The sequence below is a fragment of the Microvirga subterranea genome (assembly GCF_003350535.1).
Lineage (GTDB): Bacteria > Pseudomonadota > Alphaproteobacteria > Rhizobiales > Beijerinckiaceae > Microvirga > Microvirga subterranea.
In genome coordinates, this window is record NZ_QQBB01000007.1 from 213,750 (window position 1) to 234,989 (window position 21,240).

Sequence of the window (21,240 nt, forward strand, 5' to 3'; positions counted from 1 at the left end):
GGACCCGCATCGTCCCTACATAGGAAAGGCGGGGCTGCGGGGCGCGTCAGGAGTTCATTTCCCCGGGGCCTTATCGATCCTGAAGGGAGCTGTCCCTGACCCGGTCCCTGGACCGGGACATACGGCGCCCACCTACTTTGTAGGTTCCCGGGATCGCTTCTCCGACGGCTTTTGTGGCTCCGCACTTCATGTCTTCCCTGTCCCCTCCCGAACTCAAGGACCGGCTGCGCAGCGAGGGTTTCGCCCGCCGCGACGGCCTTGATCCCGACTTCCGGGAAGGTGCCGCACGGTCCATCGCCGGGAAGGCCTTGGCCCTTCCGGACCTTAAGGACGCGACGCCCGTGGGCGGCTATTGGCCGATCCGCAGCGAGGTCGATCCGCGCCCGCTCATGGAGGCGCTGCTCGACCGCGGGCAGGACGTGGCGCTCTCCCAGATCCTCCATCCCCACCTGAGCTGGCGCCTCTGGCAGCCCGGCGACGTGCTCGTGAAGGGCGGCTTCGGCGTACGCGAACCGGGGCCGGACGCCCCCGAGGTGTTCCCGGTGGCCCTCCTCGTGCCGCTGGTCGCCTTCGACCGGCGCGGCGGGCGCATCGGCTACGGCAAGGGCCATTTCGACCGGGCCATCGCGGCCCTCGAAGCCCAGCATCCGGTCTTGACCATCGGCCTCGCTTATGCGGTTCAGGAGATCGAGCAGGTTCCCGTGGAACCGCACGACCGCCTGCTCGATGTCATCATCACGGAATCCGAACTCATCCGGACCTGAGCCCTTCAAGGAGTTCCCATGCGTCTTCTCTTCCTCGGCGACGTGGTCGGTCGGGCCGGCCGCAACGTGGTGGTCGACCGGTTGCCATCCTTGCGCGAGCGCTGGGGCCTCGATTGCGTGGTGATCAACGGCGAGAACTCGGCCGGGGGTTTCGGGATCACGGAAGGGATCTGCGACGACCTGCTGAACGCGGGCGCCGACGCGGTGACGCTCGGCAACCACTCCTGGGACCAGCGCGAGACCCTGGTGTTCATTGAGCGCCAGCAGCGGCTCCTGCGTCCGGTCAACTATCCGCCCGGGACGCCCGGCCGGGGCGCGAATCTCATCGACACCCAATCCGGCCGGCGCGTGCTCGTCATCAACGTCATGGGCCGGCTCTACATGGACGCCCTCGACGATCCCTTCGCGGCGGTCGATCGCGAGATCGAGGCCTGCCCCATGGGCCAAGTGGCCGATGCGGTCATCGTCGACGTCCATGCGGAGGCGACCTCCGAGAAGGAGGCGATGGGGCACCACCTCGACGGGCGCGCCAGCCTCGTGGTGGGCACCCACACCCATGTGCCGACCGCCGACCACCGGGTGCTCGCCGGCGGCACCGCCTACATGTCCGACGCGGGCATGTGCGGCGACTACGATTCCGTTCTCGGCATGCAGAAGGAGGAATCGATCCGCCGCTTCCTCCAGAAGACGCCGGGGCCCCGCATGGAACCCGCCATGGGGGAGGGGACGCTGTCCGGCATCGCGGTCGAGACCGACGACCGCACGGGGCTCGCGGTCCGGGTGGCGGCGCTCCGGCTCGGGCCGCATCTCGAGGAATCCTGGCCCCGCTTCTGGGACTAAGCCGTCACGCTCCCGTCCTCTCTCCCTTGGCGCACCGCAAAACGTCCCCATCTGTCCCGTCACGGAGATTTCAGGTGGATATCGAACAGAAGAAGCGCCTCTATCGGGATGTCGGATCGACCGTGGAGGAGGCGCTCGAGCACAAGAGCGCGTCCGACGTCCTGCGGGCCGTCATCAATTCGGCCAAGGGAGAGAGCATCTCCATCGGGGAGATCATCGAGGCCTTCGGGGAGCGCGCCTTCGGGTTCGTGCTGATCCTGTTCAGCCTGCCGAACTGCGTCCCCGCACCCCCCGGCGTCGCGGGCGTGGTCGGCACGCCGGTCCTGATCTTCGGCATTCAGATGATGCTGGGCCACAAGCATCCCTGGCTTCCGGGCTTCATCCGGCGCCGGACGATCTCGCTCTCCAAGTTCAAGCGCCTGATCGACGTGGCCGAGCCGAAGATGCGGTGGCTCGAGAGCTGGTGCAAGCCGCGGCTGACGCAGCTCTTCAACGTGGTCGGCGACCGCATGATCGGCCTCTTCGCCTTCCTGGTGGCCCTGTCGGTGCTGATTCCCTTCCCAGGCACCAACTTCCCGCCCTCCATCGCCCTCGTGATCGCCTCCATCGCCGTGATGGAGGAGGACGGTTACCTCCTGATCCTGGGCTATCTCATCGGAATCGCGGGCCTGGCCTATACGGTGACGGTGCTGGGCGCCTCCTATCACCTGATCCATGCGGCCTTCGTCAGCGGAATGTCCTGGCTGGGCTTCTGAAGGGCTTTGCCTCCGGCGCAACAGCGTTTTATAAGCCGGCATCGACACCATCCCCGGCCTGACGAGCCCCTGGACATCAGGGCGTTCTCGGCCGTGACCACGGAGGCCCCATGGCCGGACATTCACAGTTCAAGAACATCATGCACCGCAAGGGGCGCCAGGATGCAATGCGCTCCAAGCTCTTCTCCAAGCTCGCCCGCGAAATCACCGTGGCGGCCAAGATGGGCACGCCCGATCCCAACATGAACCCGCGCCTGCGCGCCGCCATCCTGGCCGCCCGGGCCGAGAACATGCCCAAGGACAACATCCAGCGCGCCATCAACAAGGCCGCCGGTGCGGAGGGCGAGAACTACGAGGAGATCCGGTACGAGGGCTACGGCCCGGGCGGCGCGGCGATCATCGTCGAGGCCATGACGGACAACCGCAACCGCACGGCCTCGGACATCCGCTCCTACTTCACCAAGAGCGGCGGCAACCTCGCCGAGACGGGCGCCGTCTCCTTCATGTTCGACCGGGTCGGCCTCGTCGAGTTCGGTCCCGAGGCGGCCGATGCGGACGCCATGCTGGAAGCCGCCATCGAGGCGGGCGCCGACGACGTGGCCTCCTCCGAGGACGGCCACGAGATCTACTGCGACCAGACCGCCCTCAACGAGGTCACCAAGGCGCTCGAGGAGAAGTTCGGCGAGCCGAAGGCCTCGAAGCTCGTCTGGAAGCCCCAGACCCCGGTCGCCGTCGACGACGAGGCGGGCGAGAAGCTCATGAAGCTCATGGAGACCCTCGAGGAGCACGACGACGTCCAGAACGTCTACGGCAATTTCGAGCTCTCCGACGCCCTCATGCAGAAGATGGCGGAATAGCCGGACAAGCGCCGCGCCTTTTCCCTCACCCTTGCGGGGAGGGCCAGGGTGGGGGTGTCGGGTCCAGGCCTTCATAGGCCATCGCCCACACCCCCTCCTCCAACTCCTCCCCACAAGGGGCAGGAGGGTCAGGTGGAGCCAGATCGCTGGCTTGAGGAAGTATCATGGAACGCGTTCGTATCCTCGGCCTCGATCCCGGCCTGCGCAATACGGGCTGGGGGGTCATCACCGTCGAGGGGACGAAGCTCTCCTTCGTGGCGTGCGGGGTCGTGACCTCGGACGGCGACCTGGAGCTGGCGCTGCGCCTCAAGCAGCTCCACGACCGGATTACCGACGTGGTCCGGACCTGGACTCCGGACGAGGTCTCCGTCGAGGAGACCTTCGTCAACAAGGACGCCCAGGCGACCCTCAAGCTGGGGCAGGCCCGCGCCATGTCCCTGCTGGTCCCGGCCCTGCACGGGCTGCCGGTGGCGGAATACGGCGCCAACCAGGTCAAGAAGACCGTGGTGGGGGTCGGCCACGCCGAGAAGGACCAGGTTCAGGCGATGGTGAAGATCCTGCTGCCCAAGGCCGACTTCAAGAAGGCCGACGCGGCCGACGCGCTCGCCATCGCCATCGCCCACGCCCACCACCGCAAGGCCCGGGCTTTGGCGGCGAGCCTTTAAGGTGTTACAGAGGAACCCGTGTTATCCCCGGCGGCCCGAAAGGGCCGGGAAGGGGATCCAGAACGGGTGCCATACGATGATGGATTCCCTTCCCTCGCTTCGCTCGCCGGGAATGACAAGAAAGAGGACCAGCGAGTGATCGGCAAACTCAAGGGCGTGGTGGATTCCTACGGCGACGACTTCGTCATCCTCGACGTGCACGGGGTCGGCTACGTCGTGCACTGCTCCTCGCGCACGCTGCAGAACCTGCCCCAGACGGGCGAGGCCGCGACCCTGTCCATCGAAACCATGGTGCGCGAGGACATGATCCGCCTTTTCGGCTTCCGGTCGGACGCGGAGCGCGAGTGGTTCCGACTGCTCCAGAGCGTGCAGGGCGTGGGCGCCAAGGTGGCGCTCGGCATCCTGTCGGTGCTCGATCCCGGCGCGCTTGCCACCGCCATCGCCACCGGCGACAAGGCCTCTGTGGCCCGCGGTCCCGGCGTCGGGCCGAAGCTCGCCCAGCGCATCGTGTCGGAACTGAAGGACAAGGCCCCGGCCTTCTCGACCGTCGACCCGGCCCTCATCCGCCTGACCGGCGCCGTCGAGGACAAGACCGCCCCCGTGCCGGTCTCGGACGCGATCTCGGCCCTGGTCAACCTCGGCTACCCCCAGGTCCAGGCCTCCGCGGCGGTCGCCGCCGCCCTGAAGCAGGCGGGCGAGGAGGCCGAGGCCAAGACGCTGATCCGACTTGGTCTGCGCGAGCTAGCGAGATAACATTACGCTCATGGAGGGCCTCCATGAGAAAGTTCGTCATCTGGTTTGCTCTCCTGGCTCCCCTGCTGCTGTGGCTCTCCGCAACGGCAGCGTTGGTTTTGACCGCACCGATCTGGCTGAACTATCCAGGCTGCTGCCTCATCGACAACTCAGTCGGGCTTTTGTGGTTAGGTGTTCTGCCACTCGCGTACGTGACCGTCGTTCTTCCCGCGGCTGCAACGGCCCTGCTGATATTCAGGCTCTCCCTCTGGTGCGACAATTTCGAGACTTCGGCGGTTTTCATGAGTCTTCTCATGAGCTTGCTGGGTGTATTCGTCCTCATGGTCGATATCACCCATCGTCCCGGAGAAGAACTTTTCAGTCGGTACAACCTCATTCTCATCGGTGCCCTATTCGGTATGTTGTTCACGACGATTGGGCTTTCAGCGCAGGTGGCCCGTCGATTGTCACGGGGTGCGCCGTGACGGATCTCCTGAGAAGAGGATCGGTGGTATCTGAGCGGGGGGCCGGCTAGGACCGAGGCACTCCGCTCGGTATGATATGGCGTTCCTGTTTTGATCTTTTTAAGGATTGGCGTATGAGAACGGGGCGCCCATATCCAAGCCTTCCGAAGGGTAGTTTTCGTTGACCGATTCCCGCCGCCTGCTGACCCCCGAAAAGCGCGAGGACGACCTCGAGACGTCGATCCGGCCGCTGTCGCTCGACGATTTCACGGGTCAGAAGGCCGCCCGGGCCAACCTCCAGGTCTTCATCAACGCCGCCAAGGCGCGGGGCGACGCCCTCGACCACGTGCTCTTCGTCGGTCCGCCGGGGCTGGGCAAGACGACGCTGGCCCAGATCGTCGCCCGCGAGCTCGGCGTCAACTTCCGCTCCACCTCCGGCCCGGTCATCGCCAAGGCGGGCGACCTCGCGGCGCAGCTCACGAACCTGGAAGAGCGCGACGTGCTCTTCATCGACGAGATCCACCGCCTCAACCCGGCCGTGGAGGAAATCCTCTATCCGGCCATGGAGGACTACCAGCTCGACCTGATCATCGGCGAGGGACCGGCGGCCCGCTCGGTGAAGATCGAGCTGCCGAAATTCACGCTGGTGGGCGCCACGACCCGCGCCGGCCTGCTCACGACCCCCTTGCGCGACCGCTTCGGCATCCCGATCCGGCTCGAGTTCTACACCGTCGACGAGCTGGAGCTGATCGTGCGGCGCGGCGCCCGTGTGATGGGCCTGAACATGAGCCCGGAGGGGGCGAACGAGATCGCCCGCCGCTCCCGCGGCACGCCCCGCATCGCTGGTCGTCTCCTGCGCCGGGTGCGCGACTTCGCCATCGTCGAGGGGGTCGAGATCGTGTCGCGCGACCTGGCCGACCGATCCTTGCGCCTCCTCGACGTCGATCCCATCGGTCTCGACCTGATGGACCGCAAGTACCTGACCATGATCGCCTCCTCCTTCGGCGGTGGCCCCGTCGGCATCGAGACCATCGCGGCGGCGCTCTCCGAGCCCCGCGACGCCATCGAGGACATCATCGAGCCCTACCTGATCCAGAAGGGCTTCGTGCAGCGCACCCCGCGCGGGCGCATTCTCACGCCCCACGCCTTCAAGCATCTCGGCATCCCGGAGCCCAGCCGCGAGACGGCGGCCCAGTTCGGGCTGTTCAACGGGGACGAGGATGAGTGAAGCGTTGGGCTCCTGGCCCCACCTCTCCGGCGTCATGCATGACGGCGCCCATGTCCTGCCCGTGCGCGTCTATTACGAGGACACGGATTTCTCGGCCCGCGTCTACCACGCAAGCTATCTCAGGTTCCTGGAGCGCGGCCGCACGGAGCTGCTGCGGGCCGTCGAGGTGGCGCAGTCCGATCTCCACGCCGAGCTGGGCGGCCTCGCCTTCGTGGTGCGGAAGATGACCATCGACTTTCTCGGCGCCGCCGTCATGGACGACGTGCTGACCATCGTGACCCGTCCCAAGGAGATGCGCGGCGCCTCCATGACGCTTGCCCAGGAGGTGCGCCGGGGCGATGACGTGCTCGTCGCGGCCGACGTGGTGGTGGCGGCCGTGCGCGACGGCCGGGCCGTGCGCATCCCGGATCACCTGAGGGCCGCCCTCGCGGGCGGGACCGACTTTTCCTAGGAAAACGAACCGTCCAGGTAGCGTTGGAGCGTGGCGCGGGTGCCGTCCCGCCAAAGGCCTGTCAGCGCGTTCTCGAACCGCGACCGGAAGGACGAGGCGTCGGCGAGATCGCCGAAAATGTCCCGAAGCGCCAGGAAGGCGGCCGGGTTTTCTCTCGCCGCCAAGGCGGCCGGCACCAGGCGGGCAGCGTTCGGGTCGTCGATGGTGACGGGGGCGCCCGCATCGTCCGTGCCGGCGCAGAAGCGGCACCACAGGGCGGAGACCAGTGCGAGGCCGGTCACGCCTGCGCCAGTTCTCAGGCGGTCGCGGGCGGAGGGCAGGATGAACTTGGGCTGGCGGTTCGAGCCGTCCTGGGCAAGCCGCGGGATCGTGTCGCCGATCTCCGAATTGGCGAAGCGGCGGGCAATCAGGCCGTAATAGTCCTGAAGCTCAACTCCCGGCACCGGCGGCACGCACGGGATGATCTCCTCCGCCTCCAGCCTGTCGAGAAAGCCCCGCACCTGCGGGTCCGCCATGGCGTCGTGGACGTAATGGATGCCGAGCAGGGCGCCCGGATAGGCGATGGCCGCATGGCCCCCGTTGAGGATGCGGATCTTCATAAGCTCGAAGGCGGCCACATGGGGCGTGAAGGTCACGCCGACATCCTCGAAAGCGGGCCGACCGGCCGGGAAATGGTCCTCCAGCACCCATTGCCGGAACGGCTCGCAGAAGACCGGCCACTCGTCCCGGATGCCGAAGCGCTCGGCGAGGAGCGCGCGGTGGCTTTCCGTGGTCGCCGGCGTGATGCGGTCGACCATGCTGTTGGGGAACGCGACCTCGTCCCGGATGAATGCCGCCAGGCCCGGATCGATGAGGGCGGCCAGCCCCGCCACCGCGTCACGCGTCACCGCGCCGTTGTGGGGGATGTTGTCGCAGGACATGACCGTGAAGGGGGCAAGGCCCCGGTCCCGGCGGCGCCGGAGGGCTGAGACGATAGTGCCGAAGACGCTCCTGGGCGCCTCCGGGTGGGCGGCGTCCTGGCGGATCTCCGGGTGGCCCGGGTCGAAGGCGCCCGTCGCCGGGTCGATGCAGTAGCCGCCCTCGGTGACCGTGAGCGAGACGATGCGCAGGTTCGGGTCGTCCAGCGCGGCCACGATCCCACGGGCGTCGTCTCCCACCGGCACGAAGCCCGCCATGGCGCCGGTCACCCGCGCCCGGTGGGAGCTGGGCTCCATTTCCACCACCGTCGTCAGAAAGTCCTGCGCCTCCAGCGCCCGGCGCATGGCGGCGTCGCCCGGCCGGACCCCGGCGCCGAGGATCGCCCAGTCGAGGTCCCGTCCCCGGCTGAAAAGCTCGTCCAGGTAGACGGCCTGGTGCGCCCGGTGGAAGTTGCCGACGCCGACATGGAGGATCCCGGGGCGCAGCGCCTGCCGGGAATAGGCCGGGCGGGCGACGGCGGACGGAAGGCTCGGTAGGGCCGCGAGGCTCAGGGGCTGGCTCATCACACCGACCGACAAGAGAGAGGGAGCATCCCTATACCAGACTGCTCCAGGCGGTGCGATGGCCGGCAGGCACCGGCCGCCAAGGTTGTGAAAAGCGCATCCCTGGTCGGCATTCGATGCATCGCGTTACCAAACGACGCAGCACCGCCGAAGCAGGATTTCGCCGGGGATCAAGGCAATGCCAAGAACTGCCGTTGGGGAATACTCGCGGCATCGTGAGATTTCGCCGCGAACCACTTAAACCAAGCCTTAACCCTACTGTGTGCTTAACATGTAACGCAGGAGTGCTTCTGCGCGTCGAAGGTCCGTGCGCCCTTATTTTCGACAGATTCCGGGGCGAACGAACAATGATACGCAAAAGAAATTTTCCTAATGCGCGGTGAGCCTTGAGCATTCAAGGCTGCTCGTAGAGCGAGGACCAGAGATCATGAATCCGGCTGATGTGGCCCAGGCCGCTCCTGTGGCGCACGACATGTCCCTGTTCGGCCTTTTCTGGCAGGCCCATTTCGTCGTCAAGCTCGTGATGGTGGGGCTCCTGGCCGCTTCCGTGTGGTGCTGGGCGATCATCGTCGACAAGACCCTGCTGTACAGCCGCACCAAGCGGGCCATGGACCGGTTCGAGGAGGTGTTCTGGTCGGGCCAGTCCCTCGAGGAGCTCTACCGCTCGCTCCAGAGCCGCAACTCCACCGGCTTGGCTGCCGTCTTCGTGGCCGCCATGCGGGAATGGAAGCGCTCGTTCGAGGGCTCGGGCCGCTCGTTCCAGAGCCTGCCCCAGCGCATCGACAAGGTGCTCGACGTCACCATCCAGCGCGAGGTCGAGCGGCTCAACGCCCGCCTGACGGTGCTGGCCTCCATCGGCTCCGCCGGTCCCTATATCGGCCTCTTCGGCACGGTGGTGGGCATCATGAACTCATTCACGTCCATCGCGGCCTCCAAGAACACCAGCCTCGCGGTCGTGGCGCCGGGCATCGCGGAGGCGCTCTTCGCCACCGCCATCGGGCTCTTCGCGGCGATTCCAGCGGTGCTCGCCTACAACAAGCTCCAGAGCGAGGTCGGCAAGCTGCAGTCGCGGCTTGAGGGCTTCGCGGACGAGTTCTCGGCCATCCTGTCCCGTCAGATCGACGAGCGGATCGGCCATGCGGGCCATCACCCGGCTAACGCTGCGTAAGGGAGACCCGGCATGGCCATGAGTGCAGGCACGGCGGGCGGCGGACGTCGCCGCAGGCGCGCCCGGAGCGGGGGCGCCATCAACGAGATCAACATGACGCCGTTCATCGACGTCATGCTGGTGTTGCTCATCATCTTCATGGTGGCGGCCCCGATGATGACGGTGGGCGTACCCCTCGACCTGCCGCAGACCAAGGCGGCGCCGCTCAACATGGATTCCAAGCCCGTCACCCTCTCGATCAAGGAGACCGGCCAGGTCTTCCTGGGCGACGCCGAGCTCACCGACGAGGCCATCGTGGGCAAGCTCGCGGAAGTGGCGAAGCAGGGCTTCGAGGAGCGCATCTTCGTGCGCGGAGCCAAGCAGGTCGATTACGGGCGCGTGGCCCAGATCATGTCGCTCGTCACCTCCGCCGGCTACAAGCGCGTCGCGCTCGTGACCGAGCCGGACCAACGCTGAAGCGACCGGAGGGGCACGCAGCCGTGGCGTTGAAGCTGAAATTCAACTCCTCAGAACCGGGCTTCTGGGTCTCCGGCGTCGCGCATGCGGCGCTGCTGGGCGCCGCCCTGGTCGGGCTGTCCTTCACGGAGGAGTTCCCGGACGCCGAGGAAGGCATCCCGGTCGAGATCATCACCGACAACCAGTTCTCCCAGATCACCAAGGGCGAGACTTCCGCCAAGGAGGTCCTGCCGACGCCCAAGCCCCGCGCGGACCGCATCGCCGACAAGGTCGAGCAGCGCGACCCCGGCGAGGACAAGCGCGACGCGCCGGCGCCCCCGAAGCGCCCGGAGGAGATGAAGGTGGCCGAGAAGGAGGAGCCGGTCGCGGCCCAGCCTCCGCCGCCCCCTCCGCCGCCGAAGCCCTCCCAGGCCGAAGCCGAAGCGAAGGCCAAGGCCGAGGAACAGCTCAAGCTCGCCGAGAAGGCCGAAGCGGAGGCGATCGCCAAGGCCGCCGAGGCGAAGGCGAAAGCGGAGGCAGACGCGAAGGCCAAGGCGGAGGCCGAGGCGAAGGCGGAGGCCGAAGCCCGCAAGGTCGCGGAAGCCAAGGCGAAGGCGGAAGCCGAGGCGAAAGCCAAGGCGGAAGCGGAGGCCAAGAAGGTCGCCGAGGCGAAAGCCAAGGCCGAGGCGGAAGCGAAGGCCCGCAAGGAAGCCCAGGCCGCCAAGAAGCTCGACATGGGCGACATCCGGCAGTTCCTCGACAACAAGGAACGCAACCAGTCCACCGGCGCGACCGGCTCGGAGGTCCAGAAGACCGCCTCGCTCGGCACCGCCACGGGCACGGCCGCGAAGCTCAACCCGAGCATGCGCGACGCGCTCGGGGGCATCCTGAAAGAGCAGATGGAGCGGTGCTACCAGCCTCCGATCGGCGCCGCCGGCAGCTCGGTGGCTCTGCCGATGCTGGACGTGCGCTTCAATCCGGACGGAAGTCTGGCCAACGAGCCGCGGATCATCCGCTCAGGACCCAATCCGATCGACCGAACGGTGGCCGAGGCCGCTCTCCGGGCGGTTCGCCGGTGCGCCCCCTACAACATCCCGGCCAAGTTCGCTCCCTACTACTCGGACTGGAAGGCCTGGAACATCGAGTTCGAGACCAATCAGATCTGATTGCCCGCCTCTTACAGACCTCATGACCAAGCTATGGATATAAACATGCCTGCACGATCTCTGCTTCGCGTTCTGATAGCGGGGTTCTGCTTCGCGCTTGCGCTCGTCGCCCTGGCCCCGAATGCGTCGGCCCAGCTGACCTTGCGCGTGGGGCCTGGAAGCCAGTTCCAGCCCATGCCGATCGCCGTCGCGGACTTCGCCGGCGAGGGCGATCTCGGCCAGCGCGTCTCCGGCATCATCAGCAGCAACCTGCAGCGCTCGGGTTATTTCGCGCCCCTCGACCGCTCGCGCTTCCCGGAGCGCCCGGCCTTCGACGCCGCGCCGCGCTTCGAGGCCTGGCGGGCCGCAGGCGCCCAGGCGCTCGTGACCGGCCGCGTCTCGCGCGACCCGTCGGGCCGGCTCAAGGCCGAATTCCGCCTGTGGGACGTGGAGTCGGGCCAGCAGCTCACCGGCCAGCAATACGTGACGGACGCCAATTTCTGGCGCCGCGTCGGCCACATCATCTCCGACGCCGTCTTCACTAAGATTACGGGAGTCGGCGGCTTCTTCGACACGCGCATCGTGTTCGTCGACGAGTCGGGCCCGAAGGAGAACCGTCGCAAGCGCCTCGCCATCATGGACCAGGACGGCGCGAACGTGCGCTTCCTGACCCAGGGCGACAACCTGGTGGTGACGCCGCGCTACTCGCCCGCCTCCCAAGACATCACCTACATGTCCCAGGCGGAAGGCCAGCAGCCCCGCGTCCAGGTCATCAACCTTGAGACCGGCACCCGCCAGGTGGTGGGCAACTTCCCGGACATGACCTCGAGCCCGCGCTTCTCGCCCGACGGCCAGAAGATCGTCATGAGCCTGCAGCAGGGCGGCAACGCCAACATCTTCATGATGGACCTGCGCTCCCAGGCGACCACGCGCCTGACCTCGACGGCCGCCATCGACACCTCGCCGTCCTTCTCGCCGGACGGCAGCCAGATCGTGTTCGAGAGCGACCGCGGGGGCCAGCAGCAGATCTACGCCATGAACGCGGACGGCTCGAACCAGCGCCGCATCTCCTTCGGCGACGGCTCCTATTCGCAGCCGGCCTGGTCGCCGCGCGGCGACTACATTGCGTTCACCAAGCGCCGCGCCGGCGGCTTCGCCATCGGCATCATGAAGCCGGACGGCTCGGGCGAGCGCATCCTGACGGAGGGCTTCCACAACGAGAGCCCGACCTGGGCCCCCAACGGCCAGTACATCCTGTTCTTCCGCGATCCCGGCGGACAGGCCGGCGGCAAGCTCTACATGGTCGACATCACCGGCCGCGTGGAGCAGCCCGTCTCGACTCCGTCCTTCGCGTCCGACCCGACTTGGTCGCCGCTCCTGAGCGAGGCACGGTAGAGGAAAGCAACGGAATGACGGACGGGGCGCCTCGGGGCGCCCCGCTTCGTTTCGGCGGGTCAGGCGCCGCGCGGCGCCGCCGTGCCGGTGCTCACCTCGTCCTTGTGGCCCTTCAGCTTGAAGGCGAGGACCAGGAGCGTGATGCCGAAGACCAGCGCGTACGCGCCGAGCCACCAGGTCAGCACCACGGCGCCGACGAGCGGGGCGATGAGAAGCGCAACGCCGAACAGCACTGACACGATGCCGCTGAAGATCAGCCAGCCGCGGCCGTAGGCCGGATCGAGCTTGAAGGCCGCCACGACCATCAGGACGCCGGTGATCAGGGACCACACGGCCATGAGGGTGATGAAGAACACCACCGTCAGGCCCGGCCAGATGAAGGCCACGATGCCGGCCAGGATGTCGACGATGCCCTCCAGCACCAGGAGGCCCCACCGCTGGTGGTTCGAGGCCGCCCTCACGGCGGCCACGATCGCGAAGATACCGTCGACCAGCATGTAGGCCGAGAAGAACAGCACGAAGGACAGGAGCGTCGCCCCCGGCCAGAAGAACGCCACGAGGGCGAACAGGATGGCGAAGACGCCGCGCAGGGCAATCGCCCACCAGTTCTGCGCCAGGAGGGCGCTCATCGCCTGGGCGCGGTCGAAGGATTCACGAGGATACGAAGTGCCTGTAGCCATGGTCCTCTCCCTTCAGGGGCAACTGCTGCCCCAGCGTTAAAGGCATATATTCCAACGCCCTGGCTTGGAAGAGGGTTCTCCTATTCGGCGGGAGACACCTTGTTCTCCTTGGCCTGGGCTAGTCTTCGCCTCAGCTCCAGCTTGCGCCGCCGCAGGCGGACCCGGCGCTTGAGCCGGAAGGCCCGGATCAGGAGCGCCATGCCGAACCAAGCGAGTCCGATGACGATCGGCGACACGACCAGGACGGGGAAGAGGGTGATGAGGACGGCGAGCGCCAGAAGCGCGAAGCCGATGATGGCGACGCTGCTGGCCTCCGTCGCGGTGAGCGAGCGGGAGCCGACCGCCTTGCCGATGCTGCCGCTGAGCGCCAGGGCGCCGGCCGCGATCCGGCGCACGCCGCCCCTCTTGTGGCGCCGGGTCCGTCGCGAGCGCATGTTCTTGGCCTGCCGCCGTCGGGACTGCCAGCCGGGGACGATCTCGGTCGCGTTGGCGAGGTCCTCCAGGTACATGGCCTCCATGGCCTCGCCGAAGGTCGGGTCCTCGACCACCACGTCGAGCTCCCAGTTGGTAGCCCAGCTGGCGAGGTTGAGGTTCGTCGAGCCGACCCGGGCCCAGCGCCCGTCCGCGACCGCGGTCTTGGCGTGGAGCATGGACCCGTTCCACTCGTAGACCCGGATGCCGGCCTCGATCAGGGAGCGGTAGCCCGCCCGGACCACCGGCTGAAGGGCCGGCACGTCGCTCGATCCCGGCACGAGGAGCCGCACGTCCACCCCGTCGCGGGCCGCCTCCGCCAGCGCCTGCACGTAGGAGGTGGTGGCGACGAAATAAGCGTCCGTGAGCCAGAGGTTGCGCTGGGCGGTGGCGGCGATGAACTGGTCGAGCCGGTAGGCGCGGAACATGCCCGGCTGGCCGGAGATCACCCGCGCCGGGACGTCGCCGGCGGTCGGGATCCGGGCCGCGTCGGCGATCTCGTCGCGCGGCAGGGGAGGGCCGGCGATGGCCCAGCTTTCGGCGAAGGCCATGTCGAGATCGGCCACAACCGGCCCTTTGAGCGAAAGGCCGGTGTCGCGCCAGGGCTCGGCCTCCTTCCCGTCCCAGCTGTCCGAGATGCACAGGCCGGACACGAAGCCGATCCGGCCGTCCACGGTAATGAGCTTGCGGTGGTTGCGCCGGATCCAGAACGGATTCGTCAGGCGCGGCGGGTTGAAGACCCGCACCTCGATTCCCGCCTGCCGCAGCCGCCGCCAGAAGGGCGGCAGCGCCCGCCAGGCCGACCCGAGCCAGTCGTAGAGCACCTTCACCGTCACGCCCGCCCGGGCGCGCTCGATCAGGGCCTCGGCGAAGAGGCGGCCCGTATCGTCGTTGGCGATGATGAAGTTCTCGAAGTGGATGACCCGTTCGGCCGACGATATGGCCTGGAGCCAGGCCGGGTAGTTTTCCTTGGAATCGCGCAGGAGCGCGACGGCGTTGCCGAGGCGCAGGTCGCTGTCGGCGATGCGCGCGAAGGCGCGCTCCAGGCGGAAGTCGCCGGAGCCGTGGGGGCGGTGTCTGCCCAGGGACGCGAGTTGAGCGGTTGTGGTGTCCATGACCTGTTAACGCGCGAGGCGGCCTTTCGGCCATCCCAATGTCAAGCTAGCGCCATCCCGCTCCGGAAGCGAGCTTGGCCGCCACCTCTTTGCCTCATTCACTCCCGATTAACCTTGAGACCAAGTTCTCCTACTTGGTGTCGATTCACCTTGTTCTTCAACCCTCCATCAAGGTTGACGGAACCCTCCCTTAACCATCGCCCAGTATAGAAAGACACAACGTTCGGCAGACGTATGTGTAAGGAGTATTGCCATGATGACATTGCGCGCCGTCAAATTCGCGGCCGCCATCGTCCTCGCCCTCGGGGCGGCGGCGTGTTCGTCCAACAAGGATGGTATGGCCGATGGCGCCGCGGGCGCCGGCGGCTTCGGGGCCGGTGGGCCGGCGACCCCGGGCAGCGCCCAGGACTTCGTGGTCAATGTGGGCGACCGCGTCTTCTTCGAGACCGACCAGACAGACCTCACCCCCACGGCCGTGGCGATTCTCGACAAGCAGGCCCAGTGGCTGAGCCGCTACGCCAACTACACCTTCATCATCGAAGGCCATGCGGACGAGCGCGGCACCCGCGAGTACAACTTCTCGCTCTCCGCCCGCCGCGCCCAGAACGTCCGCGACTACCTCGTGTCGCGCGGCGTCAGCGCCTCGCGCCTGCGCACAGTGTCCTACGGCAAGGAGCGCCCGGTGGCGGTCTGCAACGACATCTCCTGCTGGTCGCAGAACCGCCGCGCCGTCACGGTCCTCAATGCAGGTGCCGGAGCGTAAGGCCGGCACCGGACTTCGGTGGAGACAGTCGGGCGCCGCCACATTATCGCCGTGGCGGCGCTTATGTGTTATCGGCACGGTCGCTTAAGGGGCCTCAACGGTATCCATGATGTTTCGTCGTCTCTTTGTCTGCTTCGCCTTCGTCACGGCCTTGGCCGCTCCCGCCGCCGCGCAGGACGCCGCCGATGCCATCGTGCGCATCAACCGGCTCGAGAGCCAGTTCCGGCAGATGTCGGGACAGATCGAGCAGCTTCAGTTCGAGAACCGCCAGCTCAAGGAGCAGCTCCGCAAGTTCCAGGAGGACGTGGAGTACCGCTTCCAGGAAAGCCGCGGCGGCTCCGGCTCCAGGGCGGCTCCGCCGCCCGCCACGACCACGCCGCGCCCGGCGCAGCCGCAGCCTCAGGCCACGCCGCAGCTCCAGCGGCGCAGTGATGTCTTCGATCCGTCGGAGGCACCGGATGCTCCCGGCGCCCCGCGTCCGCTCGGGACCACCGCTCCCTCGGTCCCGCTGGCTTCTGCCGATTCCGTGAGCCCGATGCCGATGCCCAGCGGCGCCATCGACGGCATCGGCGAGCTGATCGAGGAAGAGGAGGGGGCCGGCGGCGCTCCGCTCGACCTCGCCCCGGCGAGCCGCACGGCCGCGATCCCGCAGGCGCCCGCCGCCGTCGCTCCCCGCCCGGCTCCCAGCGTGGCGGCCACCAGCGTCGGGGATCCCCGCTCCGATTACGAGACCGCCTATGCCTATCTCACGCAGCGTCAGTACGACGAGGCCGAGATGGGTTTTCGCCGTTTTCTCCAGTCCAACCCGCGCGACAAGCTGGTGCCGGAGGCCTCCTACTGGCTCGGCGAGACCTACCTCCAGCGCGGCCGCTACCGCGAGGCGGCCGAGCAGTTCCTGAACGTCACGACGGATCATCCCAACGCCGCCCGGGCGCCTGACGCGCTTCTGAAGCTCGGCGTCTCCCTCAACGGGTTGGGCGCCCGCGACCGCGCCTGCGCCGTCTATGCGGAAATCGACCGGAAGTACCCCCAGGCATCGGCCCAGGTGCGGCAGGGGCTCGAGCGCGAGCAGAAGCGCGCCAAATGCGCGTGAGCGGACCGCTCGCGAGCCGCCGCTGACGCGTGACCTTACCTCCACAGTCACCCTCTTCCTTTTCCGGCGAGACGCTGGACCGGCTTTTTTCGTCTCTTGAGGAAGCCACGGCCGTCATGGTGGCCGTGTCCGGCGGCCCCGACTCGATGGCCCTGATGCATCTCCTGGCGCGCTGGCGCGCTGCTCGGTCCGGGCCTCCCCTCGTCACCGCCACCGTCGATCACGGCCTGCGTCCCGAATCAGCCGACGAGGCGCACCTCGTCGCCCGTGAGGCGGCCGCCTTGGGTCTGGCGCACCGGACCCTCGTCTGGACGGGGGCGAAGCCCGCCACCGGCCTGCAGGAGGCGGCCCGTGAGGCGCGATACGGGCTTCTGGTGGAACTCGCCCGAAGTGAAGGGGCATCCCACCTGGTGACGGCCCATACCCTCGATGACCAGGCCGAGACGGTCCTGATGCGCATGGCGCGCGGGTCCGGCCTCGCCGGGCTCGCGGGCATGCGGGCCGAAAGGGAACTGGACGGCCTCATCCATGCGCGCCCGCTCCTGGCCTGTCCCAAATCGGAACTCGTGGGGCTCTGCGAGTGGGAGGGGTGGGCTTTCGTGACCGATCCGTCGAACCAGAACGAGCTCTTCGCCCGGGTCCGCTGGCGGCGGATCATGCCGGCCCTCGCCGAGGAGGGCCTGACGGCGGAGCGCCTCGCGCGCCTCGCCGAGCGGGCCGCCCGGGCCGAGGAGGCGCTCGACGCCAAGGCCGCGGACGCCCTGGTGCTCGCGGGCGCCGAGCGGGAGGGGGAGGAGCTCGGCTTCGATGCGGGCCGGCTCGCCCGGGAGCCGTTCGAGATTGCCCTGCGCATGCTGTCTCTGGCCCTCGCGGGGATCGGATTGTCGCTCGATTCCAGCCGCCTGCACCGGCTGGAGGTCTGCACCCGCCGCCTTCGGGAGGCTGCCAGGGACGGGGAAGCCCTCCGCCTCAGCATCGCGGGTGCGCTCGTGCAACTGGACCGAAGCCGGCGGCTCGCGATCCGGCCGGAGCCGCCGCGCCGGCGGGGACGTTAACGGATTTCCTTAGCTAAATGCCTCAATCCGACGCCCCATGCCCGCCTCATTCCCTTGGCAAGGGTGAACGGTGTGCCTACATTGAGTTTAGCCGCGTGAGGGATGGCCTCGCGCTCAATCTCCCTCTGGGGCAGAATCTGATCCGATGAATTCAAATTTCCGCAACTTCGCCTTGTGGGTGGTCATCTTTCTCCTGGTGCTGGCGCTCGTGACACTGTTCCAGAGCCCCGGCCATCGGAGCGGCGGCGGCGACATTGCCTATAGCCAGCTTCTGAGCGAGGCGGATGCCGGGCGCATCTCCAACGTCGTCATCTCCGGCCCGGAGATCAGCGGCACCTATACGGACGGCCGAAGCTTCACGACCTATGCGCCGAACGACCCGATGCTGGTGTCGAAGCTGCAGCAGAAGGGCGTCCAGATCACCGCCCGTCCGCAATCCGATTCCACCCCGTGGTTCATCGCCGTGCTGATGAACATCCTGCCGATCGCCCTGTTCATCGGCGCCTGGGTGTTCCTGTCGCGGCAGATGCAGAACGGCGCCGGCCGCGCGATGGGCTTCGGCAAGTCGAAGGCCAAGCTCCTGACCGAGGCGCATGGCCGCGTGACCTTCGAGGACGTGGCCGGCATCGACGAGGCCAAGGAAGACCTCCAGGAGGTCGTCGAGTTCCTGCGCGACCCGCAGAAGTTCCAGCGCCTCGGCGGCCGGATCCCGCGCGGCGTGCTGCTCGTCGGCCCTCCCGGCACGGGTAAGACCCTGACGGCCCGCGCGGTCGCCGGCGAGGCCAACGTGCCGTTCTTCACTATCTCGGGCTCGGATTTCGTCGAGATGTTCGTGGGCGTGGGCGCGTCCCGCGTGCGCGACATGTTCGATCAGGCCAAGAAGAACGCTCCCTGCATCATCTTCATCGACGAGATCGACGCGGTCGGCCGCCATCGCGGCGCGGGCTTAGGCGGCGGCAACGACGAGCGCGAGCAGACCCTCAACCAGCTCCTGGTGGAGATGGACGGCTTCGAGGCCAACGAGGGCGTGATCATCATCGCGGCCACCAACCGGCCTGACGTGCTCGACCCGGCGCTCCTGCGCCCGGGCCGCTTCGACCGCCAGATCGTCGTCCCCAACCCGGACGTGGTCGGCCGCGAGAAGATCCTGCGCGTCCACGTCCGCAAGGTGCCGCTGGCTCCCGACGTGGACCTGAAGGTCATCGCCCGCGGCACCCCCGGCTTCTCGGGCGCGGACCTGATGAACCTCGTCAACGAGGCGGCGCTGCTGGCGGCGCGGCGCGGCAAGCGCATCGTCACCATGCAGGAGTTCGAGGACGCCAAGGACAAGGTCATGATGGGCGCGGAGCGCCGCACCCTGGTCATGACCGACGACGAGAAGCGCCTGACGGCCTATCACGAGGCCGGCCACGCCATCGTGGCCCTGAACGTGCCGGCGACCGATCCGGTCCACAAGGCCACGATCATCCCGCGCGGCCGCGCGCTCGGCATGGTCATGCAGCTGCCCGAGCGGGACAAGCTGTCCATGTCCTACGAGCAGATGACCTCGCGGCTTGCCATCATGATGGGCGGCCGCATCGCCGAGGAGATGATCTTCGGCCACGACAAGGTCACCTCGGGCGCCCAGTCCGACATCGAGCAGGCGACCCGTCTCGCCCGCATGATGGTCACCCGCTGGGGCTTCTCGCCGGAGCTGGGCACGGTCGCCTACGGCGAGAACCAGGAGGAGGTGTTCCTCGGCATGTCCATGGGACGCCAGCAGAACATCTCCGAGGCCACCGCCCAGAAGATCGACTCCGAGGTCCGCCGCCTGGTGGAGGCCGGCCTCAACGACGCCCGCCGGATCCTGACCGAGAAGGCCCACGACCTCGAGGCTCTGGCCAAGGGCCTGCTCGAGTACGAGACCCTGACCGGCGACGAGATCCGCAACCTGCTCGACGGCCAGCCGCCGATCCGGGATTCGGGCGAGACGGTCACCCCGGTGCGCGGCTCCGCCGTGCCCACCGCGGGCCGCGGTCGCCCGCGGGAGACGGATGGTGGCATGGAGCCCCAGCCGCAGGCTTAAGGAGGCCTTAAAGGAAAGTTCAAGACGCCCGCCCGCAAGGCGGGCGTTTTTCTTGGCTTACCTCCAGTTTTCATTTCAATCCGGCCGACGCCTTTGGCATTGTAACAATCGCTCATCACTTGTGATGGAGCCCATCGCCCTCGAAGCCTTGACCCGATCCGGCGGGATTGCTTTGAGATTACCAAAGCGCAAGCGGCGCTACGGAATGCGGAGACACGACTCGTGCGAAAATACTTTGGGACTGACGGCATCCGCGGCCGGGCCAACGGCGTCATCACGCCGGATCTCGCCATGAAGGTGGGCCAGGCCGCCGGGCTTCTCTTCCAGCGCGGCGAGCACCGGCACCGGGTCATCATCGGCAAGGACACCCGGCTGTCCGGCTACATGATCGAGAACGCCCTCGTGGCAGGCTTCACCTCGGTCGGCATGGACGTGCTGCTCCTCGGCCCGATGCCGACTCCGGCGGTCGCCATGCTGACCCGCTCCATGCGCTGCGACCTCGGCGTCATGATCTCGGCCTCGCACAACCCTTACGAGGACAACGGCATCAAGCTGTTCGGCCCCGACGGGTTCAAGCTCAACGACGACGTCGAGATGGAGATCGAGGCGCTGATCGACTCCGACCTGACGCAGCGCCTGTCCGGCTCCGCGAAGCTCGGCCGAGCCAAGCGCATCGAGAGCGCCGACGCCCGCTACATCGAGTTCGCCAAGCGGACCCTGCCGCGCCAGCTCGACCTGGAGGGCATGCGGGTCGTGGTCGATTGCGCCAACGGGGCCGGGTACAAGGTCGCGCCGGAGGCTCTCTGGGAGCTGGGCGCCGACGTGATCTCCCTCGGCGTGGAGCCGAACGGCTTCAACATCAACCAGGACGTGGGCTCGACGGCTCCGGACGCCCTGGTGCGGAAGGTGCGGGAGGTCCGGGCCGACGTGGGCATCGCCCTCGACGGCGACGCCGACCGCGTCCTGATCGTGGACGAGAAGGGCCAGAAGGTCGACGGCGACCAGCTCATGGGCGTCGTGGCCCGCTCCTGGAAGGACGACGGCCGCCTGACCCAGTCCGGCATCGTCGCCACCATCATGTCCAATCTGGGCCTCGAACGGTATCTCGGCGGCCTCGGCCTCAACCTCGTGCGCACGGCGGTCGGCGACCGATACGTGCTCGAGCACATGCGCGCCCACGGCTTCAACCTCGGCGGCGAGCAGTCCGGCCACATCATCATGTCGGACTACACCACGACCGGCGACGGCCTGATCGCGGCCCTCCAGCTGCTGGCGGTGGTGAAGCGCTGCGAGCGCCCCGTCTCGGAGGTGTGCCACTGCTTCGAACCCCTGCCGCAGGTGCTCAAGAACGTGCGCTACAAGTCCGGCAAGCCGCTGCAGGAAACCTCCGTGGTCCAGGCGATCGAGGCCGGTCGCGAGCGGCTCGGCGCTCATGGCCGCCTCATCATCCGCCCGTCGGGCACGGAGCCGGTCATCCGCGTGATGGGCGAGGGCGACGACGGCGACCTCGTCAACCGGGTGGTGGACGACGTGGTGGAGGCGGTCACCCGCGCGGCGAGCCAGAGCGCGGCGCCCGCGGCCATCAAGGGCGCCGCCTGACCTCCCATCGGTCTTCCTG

General features: G+C 67.7%; 21 protein-coding genes and 1 other RNA gene. 19 read left to right on the forward strand and 3 right to left on the reverse strand.

Annotated features, from left to right (window positions below):
- The first annotated feature begins 28 nt into the window (after nt 1–28).
- The 10 genes from ssrS (at nt 29) to ybgC (ending at nt 6,756) form a co-directional block, all read left to right on the forward strand.
- A non-coding RNA gene (ssrS, locus tag DES45_RS18495) (6S RNA) lies at nt 29–184 on the forward strand.
- Between the two features lie 4 nt (nt 185–188).
- Entirely contained in the window at nt 189–764 is a 576-nt protein-coding gene (locus DES45_RS18500; RefSeq protein WP_114771509.1) for a 5-formyltetrahydrofolate cyclo-ligase, read from the forward strand.
- A gap of 18 nt (nt 765–782) precedes the next feature.
- Nucleotides 783–1,604 carry a TIGR00282 family metallophosphoesterase gene (locus DES45_RS18505; RefSeq protein WP_114771510.1) on the forward strand — a complete coding sequence of 274 codons (822 nt, stop codon included), beginning with the start codon at nt 783–785 and terminating at the stop codon, nt 1,602–1,604.
- Nucleotides 1,605–1,678: 74 nt separating this feature from the next.
- Nucleotides 1,679–2,359, forward strand: a complete 681-nt coding sequence (locus DES45_RS18510) for an exopolysaccharide biosynthesis protein (protein ID WP_170151558.1) — start codon at nt 1,679–1,681, stop codon at nt 2,357–2,359.
- Nucleotides 2,360–2,469: 110 nt separating this feature from the next.
- Nucleotides 2,470–3,216: a YebC/PmpR family DNA-binding transcriptional regulator gene (locus tag DES45_RS18515; protein ID WP_114771512.1), complete on the forward strand. Its 747-nt coding sequence runs from the start codon at nt 2,470–2,472 to the stop codon at nt 3,214–3,216.
- A 161-nt stretch (nt 3,217–3,377) separates the two neighbouring features.
- On the forward strand, nt 3,378–3,881 hold the full coding sequence (ruvC, locus tag DES45_RS18520) for a crossover junction endodeoxyribonuclease RuvC (protein ID WP_173949869.1): 504 nt from the start codon (nt 3,378–3,380) through the stop codon (nt 3,879–3,881).
- Between the two features lie 135 nt (nt 3,882–4,016).
- On the forward strand, nt 4,017–4,634 hold the full coding sequence (gene ruvA, locus DES45_RS18525; protein WP_114771611.1) for a Holliday junction branch migration protein RuvA: 618 nt from the start codon (nt 4,017–4,019) through the stop codon (nt 4,632–4,634).
- Between the two features lie 23 nt (nt 4,635–4,657).
- Nucleotides 4,658–5,098 (forward strand): hypothetical protein, encoded by a 441-nt coding sequence (locus DES45_RS18530; RefSeq protein WP_114771514.1) that lies wholly within the window; start codon nt 4,658–4,660, stop codon nt 5,096–5,098.
- Between the two features lie 160 nt (nt 5,099–5,258).
- Nucleotides 5,259–6,305 (forward strand): Holliday junction branch migration DNA helicase RuvB, encoded by a 1,047-nt coding sequence (gene ruvB / locus DES45_RS18535; RefSeq protein WP_114771515.1) that lies wholly within the window; start codon nt 5,259–5,261, stop codon nt 6,303–6,305.
- On the forward strand, nt 6,298–6,756 hold the full coding sequence (gene ybgC / locus DES45_RS18540; protein ID WP_173949865.1) for a tol-pal system-associated acyl-CoA thioesterase: 459 nt from the start codon (nt 6,298–6,300) through the stop codon (nt 6,754–6,756). The genes ruvB and ybgC overlap by 8 nt, the downstream gene beginning before the upstream one ends.
- Here the strand turns inward: ybgC and DES45_RS18545 are convergent.
- Nucleotides 6,753–8,237: a mannitol dehydrogenase family protein gene (locus tag DES45_RS18545; protein ID WP_114771613.1), complete on the reverse strand. Its 1,485-nt coding sequence runs from the start codon at nt 8,235–8,237 to the stop codon at nt 6,753–6,755. The two genes, ybgC and DES45_RS18545, sit on opposite strands and share 4 nt — an antisense overlap.
- 427 nt (nt 8,238–8,664) lie before the next feature.
- On the opposite strand from DES45_RS18545, the gene tolQ reads away from it, so the two are divergent.
- The 4 genes from tolQ to tolB are packed head-to-tail and all read left to right on the forward strand — an operon-like array spanning nt 8,665 to nt 12,380.
- Nucleotides 8,665–9,405, forward strand: coding sequence for a protein TolQ (gene tolQ / locus DES45_RS18550; protein WP_114771516.1), 741 nt, complete (start codon nt 8,665–8,667; stop codon nt 9,403–9,405).
- Between the two features lie 12 nt (nt 9,406–9,417).
- On the forward strand, nt 9,418–9,861 hold the full coding sequence (locus tag DES45_RS18555; protein ID WP_173949866.1) for an ExbD/TolR family protein: 444 nt from the start codon (nt 9,418–9,420) through the stop codon (nt 9,859–9,861).
- Between the two features lie 29 nt (nt 9,862–9,890).
- Nucleotides 9,891–11,006, forward strand: a complete 1,116-nt coding sequence (gene tolA / locus DES45_RS18560) for a cell envelope integrity protein TolA (protein ID WP_114771517.1) — start codon at nt 9,891–9,893, stop codon at nt 11,004–11,006.
- A gap of 45 nt (nt 11,007–11,051) precedes the next feature.
- Nucleotides 11,052–12,380 (forward strand): Tol-Pal system beta propeller repeat protein TolB, encoded by a 1,329-nt coding sequence (tolB, locus tag DES45_RS18565; RefSeq protein ID WP_114771518.1) that lies wholly within the window; start codon nt 11,052–11,054, stop codon nt 12,378–12,380.
- Between the two features lie 59 nt (nt 12,381–12,439).
- Here tolB and DES45_RS18570 read toward each other — a convergent pair whose 3' ends face one another.
- Complete coding sequence (locus DES45_RS18570) at nt 12,440–13,060, reverse strand: HdeD family acid-resistance protein (protein WP_114771519.1); 621 nt, start codon at nt 13,058–13,060, stop codon at nt 12,440–12,442.
- Between the two features lie 80 nt (nt 13,061–13,140).
- Entirely contained in the window at nt 13,141–14,646 is a 1,506-nt protein-coding gene (locus DES45_RS18575) for a phospholipase D-like domain-containing protein (RefSeq protein WP_114771520.1), read from the reverse strand.
- Nucleotides 14,647–14,899: 253 nt separating this feature from the next.
- Here DES45_RS18575 and pal point away from each other — a divergent pair, with 253 nt between their 5' ends.
- The 5 genes from pal (at nt 14,900) to glmM (ending at nt 21,221) form a co-directional block, all read left to right on the forward strand.
- Nucleotides 14,900–15,409 (forward strand): peptidoglycan-associated lipoprotein Pal, encoded by a 510-nt coding sequence (pal, locus tag DES45_RS18580; RefSeq protein ID WP_114771521.1) that lies wholly within the window; start codon nt 14,900–14,902, stop codon nt 15,407–15,409.
- Between the two features lie 109 nt (nt 15,410–15,518).
- The gene (gene ybgF / locus DES45_RS18585) at nt 15,519–16,502 is read left to right on the forward strand and encodes a tol-pal system protein YbgF (RefSeq protein WP_114771615.1); all 984 of its coding nucleotides are present in this window, start codon (nt 15,519–15,521) and stop codon (nt 16,500–16,502) included.
- 116 nt (nt 16,503–16,618) lie between these two features.
- Nucleotides 16,619–17,557: a tRNA lysidine(34) synthetase TilS gene (gene tilS, locus DES45_RS18590; RefSeq protein ID WP_114771522.1), complete on the forward strand. Its 939-nt coding sequence runs from the start codon at nt 16,619–16,621 to the stop codon at nt 17,555–17,557.
- A 145-nt stretch (nt 17,558–17,702) separates the two neighbouring features.
- Nucleotides 17,703–19,622, forward strand: coding sequence for an ATP-dependent zinc metalloprotease FtsH (ftsH, locus tag DES45_RS18595; protein WP_114771523.1), 1,920 nt, complete (start codon nt 17,703–17,705; stop codon nt 19,620–19,622).
- Nucleotides 19,623–19,844: 222 nt separating this feature from the next.
- Nucleotides 19,845–21,221 carry a phosphoglucosamine mutase gene (gene glmM / locus DES45_RS18600; protein WP_114771524.1) on the forward strand — a complete coding sequence of 459 codons (1,377 nt, stop codon included), beginning with the start codon at nt 19,845–19,847 and terminating at the stop codon, nt 21,219–21,221.
- The last annotated feature ends 19 nt before the right edge of the window (nt 21,222–21,240 follow it).